The 13,054-nt window shown below is 33.0% G+C and carries 14 protein-coding genes; 7 read left to right on the top strand and 7 right to left on the bottom strand.

Going from position 1 to position 13,054, the window contains the following annotated elements:
* Positions 1–63: 63 nt before the first annotated feature.
* The 3 genes from ACFWV9_RS14815 to ACFWV9_RS14805 are packed head-to-tail and all read right to left on the bottom strand — an operon-like array spanning position 64 to position 2,019.
* The gene (locus ACFWV9_RS14815; protein WP_411896009.1) at positions 64–951 is read right to left on the bottom strand and encodes a dienelactone hydrolase family protein; all 888 of its coding nucleotides are present in this window, start codon (positions 949–951) and stop codon (positions 64–66) included.
* A gap of 34 nt (positions 952–985) precedes the next feature.
* On the bottom strand, positions 986–1,576 hold the full coding sequence (locus ACFWV9_RS14810; RefSeq protein WP_411896008.1) for an FMN-binding negative transcriptional regulator: 591 nt from the start codon (positions 1,574–1,576) through the stop codon (positions 986–988).
* Positions 1,576–2,019 (bottom strand): DUF1569 domain-containing protein, encoded by a 444-nt coding sequence (locus ACFWV9_RS14805; RefSeq protein WP_411896007.1) that lies wholly within the window; start codon positions 2,017–2,019, stop codon positions 1,576–1,578. The genes ACFWV9_RS14810 and ACFWV9_RS14805 overlap by 1 nt, the downstream gene beginning before the upstream one ends.
* 52 nt (positions 2,020–2,071) lie before the next feature.
* Between ACFWV9_RS14805 and radC the strand changes: the two genes are divergently transcribed.
* From radC to ACFWV9_RS14785, 4 genes are all read left to right on the top strand, one after another.
* Positions 2,072–2,770, top strand: coding sequence for a RadC family protein (radC, locus tag ACFWV9_RS14800; protein WP_411896006.1), 699 nt, complete (start codon positions 2,072–2,074; stop codon positions 2,768–2,770).
* Positions 2,770–4,065, top strand: a complete 1,296-nt coding sequence (locus tag ACFWV9_RS14795) for a polysaccharide deacetylase family protein (protein ID WP_411896005.1) — start codon at positions 2,770–2,772, stop codon at positions 4,063–4,065. The genes radC and ACFWV9_RS14795 overlap by 1 nt, the downstream gene beginning before the upstream one ends.
* On the top strand, positions 4,062–4,748 hold the full coding sequence (locus ACFWV9_RS14790; protein ID WP_411896004.1) for a YjjG family noncanonical pyrimidine nucleotidase: 687 nt from the start codon (positions 4,062–4,064) through the stop codon (positions 4,746–4,748). Before ACFWV9_RS14795 ends, ACFWV9_RS14790 begins: the two co-directional genes overlap by 4 nt.
* 86 nt (positions 4,749–4,834) lie before the next feature.
* Entirely contained in the window at positions 4,835–5,686 is an 852-nt protein-coding gene (locus ACFWV9_RS14785; protein WP_411896003.1) for a hypothetical protein, read from the top strand.
* Here the strand turns inward: ACFWV9_RS14785 and ACFWV9_RS14780 are convergent.
* Positions 5,683–6,960, bottom strand: coding sequence for a replication-associated recombination protein A (locus tag ACFWV9_RS14780; protein WP_411896002.1), 1,278 nt, complete (start codon positions 6,958–6,960; stop codon positions 5,683–5,685). The two genes, ACFWV9_RS14785 and ACFWV9_RS14780, sit on opposite strands and share 4 nt — an antisense overlap.
* A 114-nt stretch (positions 6,961–7,074) precedes the next feature.
* On the opposite strand from ACFWV9_RS14780, the gene ACFWV9_RS14775 reads away from it, so the two are divergent.
* Entirely contained in the window at positions 7,075–7,818 is a 744-nt protein-coding gene (locus ACFWV9_RS14775) for a rhomboid family intramembrane serine protease (protein WP_411896001.1), read from the top strand.
* Here ACFWV9_RS14775 and rlmB read toward each other — a convergent pair.
* The 3 genes from rlmB to ACFWV9_RS14760 form a co-directional block, all read right to left on the bottom strand.
* Positions 7,815–8,549: a 23S rRNA (guanosine(2251)-2'-O)-methyltransferase RlmB gene (rlmB, locus tag ACFWV9_RS14770; protein ID WP_411896000.1), complete on the bottom strand. Its 735-nt coding sequence runs from the start codon at positions 8,547–8,549 to the stop codon at positions 7,815–7,817. The genes ACFWV9_RS14775 and rlmB overlap by 4 nt on opposite strands.
* A gap of 63 nt (positions 8,550–8,612) precedes the next feature.
* Positions 8,613–10,250, bottom strand: a complete 1,638-nt coding sequence (locus tag ACFWV9_RS14765) for an aryl-sulfate sulfotransferase (protein WP_411895999.1) — start codon at positions 10,248–10,250, stop codon at positions 8,613–8,615.
* A 58-nt stretch (positions 10,251–10,308) separates the two neighbouring features.
* Positions 10,309–11,997, bottom strand: coding sequence for a POTRA domain-containing protein (locus tag ACFWV9_RS14760; protein ID WP_411895998.1), 1,689 nt, complete (start codon positions 11,995–11,997; stop codon positions 10,309–10,311).
* A gap of 178 nt (positions 11,998–12,175) precedes the next feature.
* Between ACFWV9_RS14760 and rpsL the strand changes: the two genes are divergently transcribed.
* Complete coding sequence (rpsL, locus tag ACFWV9_RS14755; RefSeq protein ID WP_114299995.1) at positions 12,176–12,550, top strand: 30S ribosomal protein S12; 375 nt, start codon at positions 12,176–12,178, stop codon at positions 12,548–12,550.
* Positions 12,551–12,572: 22 nt separating this feature from the next.
* Entirely contained in the window at positions 12,573–13,049 is a 477-nt protein-coding gene (gene rpsG, locus ACFWV9_RS14750) for a 30S ribosomal protein S7 (RefSeq protein WP_411895997.1), read from the top strand.
* Positions 13,050–13,054 lie beyond the last annotated feature (5 nt).

Here is a 13,054-nt window from a genome sequence, read left to right as displayed (position 1 = left end):
AAAGAATTTATAAAGATACATTAGTTGCAGTTTCTTTGAAACCTTACATGGTGTTTTAACCGTTTATTTTAAGTGTTTATTAAAAAATGCAATTGTCCTTTCCCAAGATAAGTTAGCTTCTTCTTTATCATAACGTGGAGTTGTATTGTTGTGGAAACCGTGATTTACTCCAGGATAAATATAAGCTTCGTAGTCTATGCTATTTTCTTTTAATACTATTTCAAAAGCAGGCCAGCCAGCATTCACACGTTTATCTAGCTCACCATATTGCAGCAATAATGGCGCTTTTATTTTTTTGGCATCTTCTGCTTCTGGTTGTCTGCCATAATAAGGTACTGCAGCACCTAATTCTGGTAACCTAACAGCCATCATATTAGAGATCCAACCACCAAAACAAAAGCCTACAACGCCAACACTACCATTACAATCCTCATGATTTTTTAAATGGTGATAAGCTGCAATAAAGTCTTCTAGCATTTCATTTCTGTCACGTTTCTTTTGCATAGCTCTACCATCATCGTCATTACCAGGATAACCACCTAAAGGTGAAAGTGCATCTGGTGCAAGAGAAACAAATCCGGCTTTGGCAGCTCTACGACCAACATCTTCAATATAAGGGTTTAGGCCTCTATTTTCATGTACTACAACTATACCTGGTAATTTCTTTTTTAAGTCTTTTGGTTTGGATAGAAGTCCTTTAATAGCACCACCACCTTTTGGAGAATCGTAAGTGATATAATCAGAATCTAAGGTTGGGTCATCAGGTTTTACCAACAAAGAATCTACATAATTGGGCGACATAAAACTTAAAAGCGAAGAAACCGTAAGGCCACCAACAGCATAAAGTGATAATTTTTCTACAAATTGTCTTCTGTTGAGTTTGTTGTGAGCATAGTCGTCGTAAAGATCAAACACTTCTTGCTTTATATCTTCTTTTTTAATGTCTTTCATGTCTTCTTTATTTTATGAATTAATAATCCTTATTTTAAAACACCTTATCCAAAAACTGTCTTATACTTTCTTGATTAGCTTTAATCAATGCTTCTCTTGCAGCTTTCGTATCACTTGGTTTTTTATCTTGTGAGAGTTTAAATTTGCCTTCCCAATTTGTGATTTCAATTTCAAACATCTCAATATAATTGAGATTTCTGTCTAATCTTGGATTGTCGGGTTCCAAAACATATTTATGATCTGGTGCTTCTAAAAACTCAGTCATAGTTATTAGAGACTGTTTTAAGGCTTCCTTGCTTTCAATGGCTTTTACTTTACCCTTAAGGTGAACTTTAATATAGTTCCAAGTAGGTAATTGAGTTGTACCATAAACACTAGGTGAGATATAACATTCTGGACCAGAAAATAATAACGTGACATCATTATCGTCCTTCAATAATTTAGCTTGTGGATTATAGATGTCAATATGACCAATAAGTTTGCCTTCCTCCAAAATTAATGGTAAATGTGTAATTAAAGGTGCATTGTCTTTAACCGAAATTACCGTAGCTAAAGGGTAGGTTTTTATCACGTCAACCATATGGCTGATATCATCATCTTGATGGTGTTTAGGAGGATATTTCATTATACTCCAAATTGCCTTAGGTGATGATCTAGATGTTTATACTGCATTTTACCCCATTGGTCCTTGGTTAATTTACCAAAGGCAGGATGTGGTTGCCAATCAGTACGTTCTCTTTGTTCGTTTAGCGCATCAATAAGTGTAGTAATTTCTTGTTTTTCTTTTTCAAAATCTTTCTCATCTGTGATTTTAAAACCTGGTGCCGTTGGCAAGTTTTTTCGCCATAATTTATCACTGTACATAGACTTTTTAAACAATAAATTTACCAACCAATTTGGCTTTACACCATAATCTTCTTTTTCTAAAATAATATTTAAGGGCATTTGGCAATGATTAAACATTTGCCCGGCGTTCATTTTCCCCCATTGTGGCTTTGTGTCCTTTTCTATTTGATTTAATCTTAAGGTGATTTCTTCATATACACCATCCTCGAAAAATGATTTCATAATTCTTATGATTTAATTGATTCTGAAAATTACAATTTTTTATCTTTAGTCCATGGCAGAAAAACCAAGTTCGTTCTCAATTAAAAATTGGTCTCAAGATGATCAACCACGAGAAAAATTAAGGGATAAAGGGAAAACAGTATTAAGCGATGCCGAATTGCTGGCCATTCTCATAGGATCAGGTAGTAGGGAAGAAAGTGCAGTAGATCTTTGCAAACGCATATTAGCAAGTGTAGATAATAATTTAAATGCTCTTGGTAAGCTTAGCATTAAACAATTAATGTCTTTTAAAGGTATTGGTGAGGCAAAAGCAATTAGTATTGTTGGTGCTCTTGAGTTAGGGCGCAGAAGAAGATTAGAAGATGCAATTACACTAGATAAAATCACATCGAGCAAAGCTGTATTTGATACTATGCAACCCCTTCTGGGAGAATTACCACATGAAGAGTTTTGGATTCTGTATTTAAATAATTCTAATAAAATCATTAAGAAAAATCAATTAAGCAAAGGTGGTATAACAGGAACTTTAGTTGATGTGAGAATAGTTCTTAAAAATGCTTTAGAGTATGGTGCAACATCCTTAATTTTGTGCCATAACCATCCATCTGGTACTTTAAAACCAAGCCAAGCTGATAAAGACATTACACAGAAATTAAAACATGCAGCCCAAAGTTTAGATATTAAAGTGTTAGACCATTTAATTATAACGGAACAGGCGTACTTTAGTTTTGCAGATGAAGAAATATTATAATGCTATTAGTTTACACGCATAAAATAACTCCTCGCTTAAAATATACGTTTAAGCATATCTGCAAACGCATACTTGGCTTAGAAGTAAAGTTTACTTCTAAAGTTGAAGATTTTATTGCTCACGATAGCCTTAAAATGTCTTATGCCAAAAAGCCTTTAAGTAACGAATTGTTTGTGAGAAGTCATTCCTTGCTTTTTGAACAAGGTTTGTCCGATATTGATATTAATGTTCAGAATTGGAAGCATACTAAAGGATTTTTTCCTGCTGGCGAACGGAGTGATTTACCTTACGATATATTCGCTGCCTCTTTCTATTTATTAAGCCGATATGAAGAATACCTTCCACATGTTAAGGATGAGTATGGTCGTTTTATGGCCACAGAGAGTTTGGCATATACTCACCGTTTTTTAAATCAGCCTGTTGTAGATATTTGGGCTTATAAATTAAGAGAGGTGTTACAATTGAGATTTCCGAAATTTCAATTCAAAAAACGACGATATAAGGTAAATCCGGTAATAGATGTACCAGTATCATATTATTTTAGGCAAAAGGGATTGTTAAGGACTATCGGAGGAACCTTTAGTGATATTGGGCGTTTTAGGTTGAAACAGTTATACCAGCGCTATTCGGTTTTAATGGGATTAAAGCGTGATCCTTATGATACATTTAAATGGATTATAACCAAACAGAAGCAGTTTGAGCATAAGTTTATGGTGCTGTTTTTAATTGGAGACTACTCAACATACGATAAAAATATTAACACTAATAAAAAGGAGTTTATATCGCTTATTAAATCTGTGGCGGATTATTGTGATGTAGGTATAAAAGCTTCGTACTTTGCTTTAGACAATATTGCTATTCTGAAAAAAGAAAAACAAAAGATAGAATCTATTACCAATAGGAATTTAAAAGCGGTAAGAAACTCATTTTCTAAGTTAAATTTACCAACGTCTTACAGAAATTTGGTGGAGTTAGAGATTCATCAAGACTATTCAATGGGCTATGTAGATACCTTAGGTTTTAGAGCTGGTACCTGTACACCGTTTCAGTTTTATGATTTAGACTACGAAGTGCAAACACCATTGCAAATTAACCCTTATCAATGTATGGATTTTGCACTATTGAAATACCAGTCACAGTTAGATAAAACAGAGCATCTTCAAAAACTTATTGATGAGATAAAAGCGGTAAATGGTGTCTTTACACCAATATTTCATAACTATACATTTAGTGACTCTGAGCAATGGGAAGGGTTTAGGTCATTATTCAATATAATACTAGAATCAGCTGAATGAACAACGGAATAAAACATGTGTTTTTTGATTTAGATCATACCCTTTGGGATTTTGACAAAAACTCTGGTCTAACATTCAAAAAGATTTTTGAACTTAACAATATAGATATTGAACTAAGTACTTTTTTGGATGTATATGAACCAATTAACCTGAAATATTGGAAAATGTATAGAGAAGAACGTGTCAGCAAACCAGATTTACGCTATGGTAGATTAAAAGAGGCCTTTGATGAAGTGGGAGTGCACGTAAATGATAAAATGATAGATCATTTATCTGTCACCTATATAGATTACTTAACTACATTTAACCATTTATTTGATGGAACTATTGAAATCCTTGAATATTTGCAGTTCAAATATCATTTACATATCATAACTAATGGATTTGAGGAGGCCCAAGAACGGAAAATGAAAAATTCAAACATCAGGTCGTACTTCAAAACCGTTACTAATTCTGAAATGGTAGGAGTAAAAAAACCAAATCCCAAGATTTTTAATTTTGCTTTAAATAGTGCAGAAGCAGAACCTAAAGAGAGTATAATGATTGGTGATAGTTTAGAAGCTGATATTGAGGGTGCTAAGAAAGTAGGTATGAGAACAATCCATTTTGATTATAAGGATATCCATAATGGAGATAACCATCCTAGGGTAACGCAATTGAAAGCCCTCATTAACCATTTGTAAATTTATAAGTTTGGCATTAATAGTTATTTTTGTTTAATATTTAGTTTAACTAATTAAATCCCTAGTTGGAATAAAATAAATCTTCAATGAAAAAAATATTTTCAATACTCTTAATATGTTGTTTTACATTTATTAAAGTTAATTCTCAAACAAAAGTTAATTCATATAAATATGTAATAGTACCACTTCAATATAAATTCTTGAAAGGTGAAAATAAATATCGCCTTAACACGCTTACAAAACAGTTGTTTTTAAAAAGTGGCTATGAAGTCTTTTATAATAAACAGTTATATCCTGAAGATTTATTTAAAGATAGATGTTTAGCTATGTATGCAGATGTAAACGAAGTTGACCGAGGTTTTAGGATTACCAACCTAGAAATAGAATTACGGGATTGTAAAGGTGAATTGATTATTAAGTCTGAATTAGGAAAGTCTGGTGTAAATAAACATGTCGAAAGGTTTCAAACTGCATTAAGAAATGCCTATGAAACATTTAGCGATAAATTATATTACCAAGAGTCAGCTAAATTATCTAGTACAGAAGAAAAAGTAAAAGATTCTCAAACGAATGATAAAACCATAGTAAAAACGGCTGTTGCTTTGGAAGTAGCTTCAAATTCAAATAAAGTTGTTGAGGCTAAAAATGAAACAGTAAAAGTAGCAGAGCGTCCTGCTGAAGTTTTGGCTGTTGAAAAGGCAGTTGTTGAGGAAAAAAGTAAGGAAAGTGAAATATTTTATGCTCAAAAAACAGATAACGGTTATCAAATAGTTGATTCCGAACCAAAAATTGTAATGGTACTTTTAAGGACTGCTTTAGAAGATGTTTTTATAGTTAAAGGACGCGATGCTATTGTTTACAAGAAAAATGATAATTGGATGTATTCTGAAAATGGAGATTCTGGATTAAAACTTGAATCTATGAACATAAAGTTCTAATACCCATATTTTTTATTCCATAACCCTCTAAGGTATTTTCTTTGTGCCTCTTCTCTTGCGTTATTGCCAGGATTGTAGAGTTTTGTATTTGCAATATCTTCTGGTAAGAACTCGTGTTCTGCAAAATTGTTCTGGTAATTATGGGCATACTTGTACTCATCGCCATAACCTAGTTCTTTCATTAATTTAGTTGGTGCATTTCTTATTGATAGAGGTACCGGTAAATCACCTGTCTCTTTCACAAGTTGTTGCGCCTTATTAATTGCGTCATACGCCGCATTACTTTTTGGTGAACTTGCCATATATGTAGCACACTGACTCAAAATAATCCGAGATTCAGGATTTCCAATTACCGATACTGCCTGAAAGGTATTATTAGCAATAACCAATGCAGTTGGGTTGGCATTGCCAATGTCCTCACTTGCTAAAATTAGCAATCGTCTTGCTATAAATTTCACATCCTCACCACCTTCGATCATACGTGCTAAGTAGTAAACTGCCGCGTTTGGGTCACTTCCTCTTATCGATTTTATAAATGCGGATATAATATCATAATGTTGGTCGCCTGCTTTGTCATATCGAACAGCTTTATTCTGTACTTGTTTCATCACTAAATCATTAGTGATGGTAATAGACTTTCCTTCAATAGATGAGACAATGAGTTCAAAAATATTCAGCAATTTCCTGGCATCACCACCTGAGAGCCTTAGTAAAGCTTCAGTTTCTTTCAGGTCAATATCTAATTTTGATAAAATTTCGTCTTTTTCAATAGCTCGATTAAGTAAAGCTTCTAGATCTAATTTATTAAAAGCATTAAGTGTATAAACCTGACATCTAGATAATAATGCAGAAATAACTTCAAAACTAGGATTTTCAGTTGTCGCTCCAATTAGCGTAACCCAACCTTTCTCAACAGCTTCTAGTAATGAATCTTGTTGAGATTTACTAAATCTATGTATTTCATCAATAAATAAAATAGGATTCTTTGCTGTGAACAGACCGCCGCTTTTTTTAGCTTTGTCTATCACTTCTCTAATATCTTTTACACCAGAATTTATAGCACTTAGTTTAAAAAATGGACGCTCAGATTCATTAGCAATAACATTTGCTAAGGTGGTTTTACCAATTCCTGGTGGTCCCCAAAGAATTAAAGACGGTATTACTCCACTTTTAATTTGTTGATACAACATACCGTCTTTGCCAACTAAATGTTGCTGACTTAAATAGTCGTTTAGTGTCTTTGGTCGTAGTCTTTCCGCAAGTGGTGTATTCATACCTTAAAAGTACAAAATGACTTTGAAAACAAGTGATGATAAACTGATGAGTTATGACAATATTTCATGATAACATATTTTGGTTATAAATTTGGTATATATTAAAAAACACAGATGGCAAAAGACCAACAATTTAAATATTCTACAAGCGTAATTTTATACCCATTAATTATGCTATTAGTTGTATGGTTGGTTTTTTGGTATCAGGTAAGAATTGATCATAGTATTAAATCCTTTGGTATTAGACCTCATAAGATAGAAGGTTTACTTGGAATATTCACAAGTCCATTTTTACATGGAGATATAAATCATTTATATAATAATTCAATTCCCCTTTTGGTATTATCCTTAGCACTGTTCTACTTCTATAAGAAGATAGCTTGGAAAGTTGTTTTATATGGTATTTTATTGTCTGGGTTACTGACTTGGACTATTGCAAAATCTGGAAATCACATTGGTGCAAGTGGACTGATATATGTTTTGGTGAGTTTTATTTTTTTTAAAGGCATTTTCGCAAAACATTATAGGCTAATTGCATTATCATTAATGGTTGTTTTTTTATATGGTAGTCTAATTTGGTATGTATTTCCGGTAAAGGCTGGTATGTCTTGGCAAGGTCATTTAGGTGGCTTGATTACTGGTTTAGTATTTGCTTTGATTTTTAGAAAACAAGTTGCAAAGCCAGAACGCTACCATTGGGAGGATCCAGATTATGACGAGGAGAATGACCCATTTATGAAACATTTTGATGAGAATGGAAATTTCATTGAGTTTGATCCTGAACCTGATCTTGCATCTGATTTGGATTCAGATGAAAAGGTTGAAATAAAATATAACTATAAAGAAAGTAAAGATTAGTTGCGCTGTCTTACAGCCTCATACAAAAATGCACCACAGGCCACGGACACATTAAGAGATTCAATTTCACCTAAAATAGGCAACTTAGCTTGTTCATCTACAGCTTTTAAAACTGAAGGGTTTATACCTCTGCCTTCGGACCCCATAATTATTGCACAAGGATCTTTAAATGAAACATCATAAAGCAAATCTTTAGCTTTTTCAGTCGCGGCGATTACTTTTATTCCAGATGACTGTAAATGATATACAGCATCTTTAATGTGGTCTACTTTGCAAATAGGTATTTTAAATATTGCTCCTGCACTTGTTTTAATTGTATCACCATTAATAGGAGCACCACCTTTTTTCTGAATTATAATTCCAGTTACACCAGTACATTCTGCTGTGCGAACAATAGCACCAAAATTTCTAACATCACTGAGCTGATCTAATAATAAAAATAAAGGCGTTTTTTCAGACTCGATGGCGTTTAAAACTAAATCATCAATATTATGGAATTCAATGGGAGAAATCTGTGCTACTGCACCTTGATGATTCCCTTTAGATATACGATTTAATTTTTCTACAGGCACATAGGAAGAGCTAATTCCTTCTGATCTCAATAAGTGCTCTAATTCTTGAAACAACTCACCACAAGTACCTTTTTGAAGAAAAACTTTGTCAATACTTTCTCCAGACTTAATAGCTTCAATGATTGCTCTGATACCAAAAATAGTTGTCTCATTTTTCATGCGGTAAAGGTATAAAAAAACCATCCTGATTAAGGATGGTCTTTAAATTATATTGACTTCAAACTAGTTTTTGATAATTCTTTTACTCACTATGGAATTGTTGGTGTGAATCTTAAGTAAATACATGCCATTTTGAAATTGGCCTAAGTCTAATCTACTACCTTTGAACTCTGTAATTTTATTACCTAGTATATTAAAAACTTCAACTTTTGTTATTTCAGTTTTACTATTGATTTGAATTTTATCCTTTGTTGGATTTGGATAAATACTTACCGTATTAATTTCAAAATCATCTATGCTTAGATTATTACAAGGCGTAAGGTCCGGATTTATCTCAATTGGCAATCCAGGAGTTAAGTCTCTGCCTGTAAAAGCAGGATAATCAACGCTATACTTTATAGCTCTAAAGGTTAAATTACCTGTTGCTAAGTTACCTTGTTCAGTTATTGTTCCAATACCGTTATTTACTGGGTTTACATATTCCCAAACTTTGTTATCATTAGTATCTAATTCAAATATATAACCTTGGTTGCCTTCACAAACTAGGATATTACCATTTGGTAATTGTTGCGCATTACTTACAATGACAGAGTAAAGGTCTGAAGGATCAGAACCTGGCTCAGAATAAGTATAATCAGCTGCCAATGGACCATAGGCAGTTCCAGTTGTATAATCAAAGACGCCTAGTGAAGTCTCAGGAGGAGAAATAATATCTACTTGGGAAAACTCTGGTGATCTTTGAAAGCCATTATTAAACAAAATAATTTTGTCTTCGTTTGGTAAACCATCAGGTATAATATAAGGGGAGTGTTGTCCAAATAAAGTCCGTTCTGTTTCCGTACCCTGTCTGTAAGCTTGAGGATTTCCCCATCTGTACAACAAATCACCTCCTTTACCATATGTGCCACCTGAGCCAGTGGCAGCTTCGGCTGTTGTTGTTGAATGGTCAATTACCCAAATCTCACTAACTCTGCGTGCACTGAGTACGATTTGATCTCTTTCTTCATTGTATTGTACGGAGTTTACATGCAACCAATTATTTCCGCCCGTATCATTATTGATAAAATTGATATCTAATTTTTCTGGACTAGTTGCAACATTTCCAAAATTCTGTTTGGTGTTATCAAAATCTTGAATGAGATGATCAAAAATATTCCACTCCCAAACTATGTTCCCATTGGTTGTTCCCAAAATAGGTTGTACTTCAATTAGTTGCTCGTTATACAATTCATTGTCTGGTAATAATGATGGATCCCTACCAAAATCTATTGCATCATCTCCTGATACAACTGTCGCTGCTAAAATTAAAACGTTTCCATTTGGTAAAGGGTGAGCTTCATGGTGTTGTCTAAGCTCATTGGTGCTATAAATGTAGGACCAAATAATATTGCCATCCCAATCAAATAATTCCACAATACCACCTTGTCCACCAAAACCAATATTGCTACTTCCATCTTCAAGTCTGCCTGCTCTTAGAATATTGCCATTTGGCAATAAATATACTGAGCTACCAGGAAGATATGCGCTATTCCATTCATTAATTACCTCGCCACAATTGTTAATTAAGTATACCTTGGTATGTACACTAAAAAGTGTATAACCTTCATACACGTCGTTGGTAATAGAAATAGTTCCAACTGTATTCTGACTGTAACAAAAAAGAGAAGAAAAAAATAAGAGATAAAGTAACTTTTTTATCATCGCAATGGATTTTTTGAGTATAAATATAAACTATTCCTTTAAATGCGAAATTTAAAATTTAGAAGGTTGCAGTTAGACTAATATGGACTTTAGAATCAGACAATTTAAACTGTCTGTTCTCAGATTTTCCACTGGAATAGTTTAATCGAAATAAGCCTGCATTAGTAAGAAGGCCAAACCCAAATCCAAATCCAAATAATTTTTCCTTGCTATCTGTTAAATCATTCTCAAAATAGGCTGCGTCTAACACGGAATGTATATAGATTGTATTGCTTAGTCTAAAACGATATTCAGTATTAAGTACGCCGTAAAGGTTTGCAACGAGACTGTTTTCTTCAAACCCTCTTATGGAGTTGATTCCACCAAATCTGAAGAGTTCATTATCTAAATAATCATCTGAAATTAATATCGCAGTGTTTATACTAGTATAAACACTGTTTCTATTATTGAGATTAAATATTTTATAGGTATCAAGCCTATAGAAACTTTGATCTTTTTTGCCTAGGTCATTATCACGGTTTCCGAATCCTGATGAAAACTCTAACCAAAAATTATAGGGAAACAAAGGGTCATAAAATTGTGGCTTATTGAAATTGTAATTCGCTGTAAAGTAATTTGATTTGTAATCATTTAAAACGGAAGTGTCATTATCTAATAAATTACTAGAATTAATTGTGTTTATACCAATACCTATTCTATGTAACGCGTTAATTTGATAGTTCAGGTTTGCGCGTTGCGTCACGTTAATAAAAGTTGAATCTTTCCTGAAAATATTTAAACCAACCTCCAAGCCAATAGGAGAGGCAAACAAAAACGGCATAGTCGCATTTACTCTAAATGTTTGCTGATCAATTTCATCGCTCTTGTAGTAAAGGTTTAAAGTTTCCCCAAAGTTTAGGTTATTAATCAATCTCAAGTCTAGGTACCCGTCAAATTCAAGTTTATTTGTGTTTTCATTTGTACCAAATCCCAAAAAGCCATCAAAATTGTTGGTTTTTACTTTATCAATATATAGATATAAAGTTGTAGAGTCATTTGTAAATAAAACTTCAGGATCTTTAATTTCATTTGCAAATCTTAAATCTTGCAAAAGCTCTACTTTATCTTTGATTCCATTCAATTTAAAGGATTGACCTATTTTTAGTTTTAAAAAATGTTTAATGTATGACTTAGGAAATTTTTCGTAGCCCTTAACTATAATTTTATCAATACGTCTTTTTTGGTTTTTAATAATTTCTAAATCAGCGCCAATTAAATCAGAATTAATCTTTTGAATATTATTGAGTTGTAAGGTTGAAAAAGGATCACCTTGTTCTGAGATTAATGAGTTTAATTGATTTAGTACATTTTCGAGAGATTCTACATTTAAATCAAAATAATTGTCGCCTTTATTGTGTTCAATAATATTTAGAAGTTGAACATCAAAATTAGAATCATAGTTAATCCTAATAGTATTTATTTTGTTGCCTAAATAGAAAAGAGCCTCAAAAAGTGTATCATTTTTCTTTGTGATACTTTCTATTTTGGTATCAATAAACCCATTTTTATTTAATTTTTTCTTTAGATCATAAACTTCTTTTTCGAGTGATTTGTAATCTGCAAAAGAATTGCTGTAGCCTATAGAATCTATTTTGAATGTTTCTGATTTAGATTTTGAAATTACACTCAAATTAATCGATTGCCCATATATCTCATTGGTTAAAATCGAGACCATAATTAAGAGTGCAATTGAATTAAATCTTTTCATTAAAGAAAATGGATGAATTATGATTTAATAACGTAAAAATAGACCTTAATATATATGTATGAAACGAAAGTTGAATTTTCTTCACAAAATTAATTCAATAGTGTTTGAATAATTAATATATATTTCTACCTTTGCAGCCCTCTAAAGTGAGGGTTAATAAAATTTTTTATAGAAATATATGCCAACAATTTCACAATTAGTACGAAAAGGAAGAGCCAAAATAACCAAGAAGAGTAAATCGGCTGCTTTAGATTCGTGTCCGCAAAGACGTGGTGTATGTACTCGTGTTTATACAACAACACCTAAGAAACCAAACTCAGCAATGCGTAAGGTAGCAAGGGTACGTTTAACAAACGGAAACGAGGTTAATGCATACATCGGTGGAGAAGGTCACAATCTACAAGAGCACTCGATAGTATTGGTTAGAGGTGGAAGGGTAAAAGATTTGCCAGGAGTTAGATATCACGTTGTCCGTGGTGCATTAGATACAGCAGGTGTATCAGGTAGAACGCAACGAAGATCTAAGTATGGTGCAAAACGCCCTAAGAAGTAATTTAAAACTTTAAGAAGAAGACATGAGAAAAAGACAAGCGAAAAAAAGACCGCTTTTACCAGACCCAAAATTTAATGATCAGTTAGTGACACGTTTCGTTAACATGATGATGTGGGATGGAAAGAAGTCTGTGGCGTTTAAAGTATTCTACGATGCAATAGATATCGTTGAAGAGAAAAAGAATGATGACGAAAAAACAGCTTTAGAAATTTGGAAGGAAGCTTTATCTAATGTGATGCCTCACGTAGAAGTGCGTAGTCGTCGTGTTGGAGGTGCTACATTTCAAATTCCAATGCAAATCCGTCCAGACCGTAAAGTTTCTACAGCAATGAAGTGGTTAATTAGTTATTCTCGTAAGAGAAATGAGAAATCTATGGCTCAAAGACTAGCTGCTGAAGTTTTAGCTGCTGCTAAAGAAGAAGGTGCTGCTGTTAAGAAAAGAGTGGACACTCACAAAATGGCGGAAGCAAACAAAGCATTCTCACACTTTAGATTTTAATTAGA

Origin of the sequence: Winogradskyella sp. A2, assembly GCF_046762865.1 — a bacterium.
Classification (GTDB): domain Bacteria; phylum Bacteroidota; class Bacteroidia; order Flavobacteriales; family Flavobacteriaceae; genus Winogradskyella.
This window is presented reverse-complemented; position numbering and strand designations above follow the sequence as displayed.

Coding starts and splice junctions, on each gene's coding strand:
- ACFWV9_RS14815 (WP_411896009.1), bottom strand. CDS start 951: ATGAAAGACATTAAAAAAGAAGATATAAAGCAAGAAGTGTTTGATCTT.
- ACFWV9_RS14795 (WP_411896005.1), top strand. CDS start 2,770: ATGCTATTAGTTTACACGCATAAAATAACTCCTCGCTTAAAATATACG.
- rpsL (WP_114299995.1), top strand. CDS start 12,176: ATGCCAACAATTTCACAATTAGTACGAAAAGGAAGAGCCAAAATAACC.
- radC (WP_411896006.1), top strand. CDS start 2,072: ATGGCAGAAAAACCAAGTTCGTTCTCAATTAAAAATTGGTCTCAAGAT.
- ACFWV9_RS14780 (WP_411896002.1), bottom strand. CDS start 6,960: ATGAATACACCACTTGCGGAAAGACTACGACCAAAGACACTAAACGAC.
- ACFWV9_RS14790 (WP_411896004.1), top strand. CDS start 4,062: ATGAACAACGGAATAAAACATGTGTTTTTTGATTTAGATCATACCCTT.
- ACFWV9_RS14760 (WP_411895998.1), bottom strand. CDS start 11,997: ATGAAAAGATTTAATTCAATTGCACTCTTAATTATGGTCTCGATTTTA.
- rpsG (WP_411895997.1), top strand. CDS start 12,573: ATGAGAAAAAGACAAGCGAAAAAAAGACCGCTTTTACCAGACCCAAAA.
- ACFWV9_RS14775 (WP_411896001.1), top strand. CDS start 7,075: ATGGCAAAAGACCAACAATTTAAATATTCTACAAGCGTAATTTTATAC.
- ACFWV9_RS14805 (WP_411896007.1), bottom strand. CDS start 2,019: ATGAAATCATTTTTCGAGGATGGTGTATATGAAGAAATCACCTTAAGA.
- ACFWV9_RS14810 (WP_411896008.1), bottom strand. CDS start 1,576: ATGAAATATCCTCCTAAACACCATCAAGATGATGATATCAGCCATATG.
- ACFWV9_RS14785 (WP_411896003.1), top strand. CDS start 4,835: ATGAAAAAAATATTTTCAATACTCTTAATATGTTGTTTTACATTTATT.
- rlmB (WP_411896000.1), bottom strand. CDS start 8,549: ATGAAAAATGAGACAACTATTTTTGGTATCAGAGCAATCATTGAAGCT.
- ACFWV9_RS14765 (WP_411895999.1), bottom strand. CDS start 10,250: ATGATAAAAAAGTTACTTTATCTCTTATTTTTTTCTTCTCTTTTTTGT.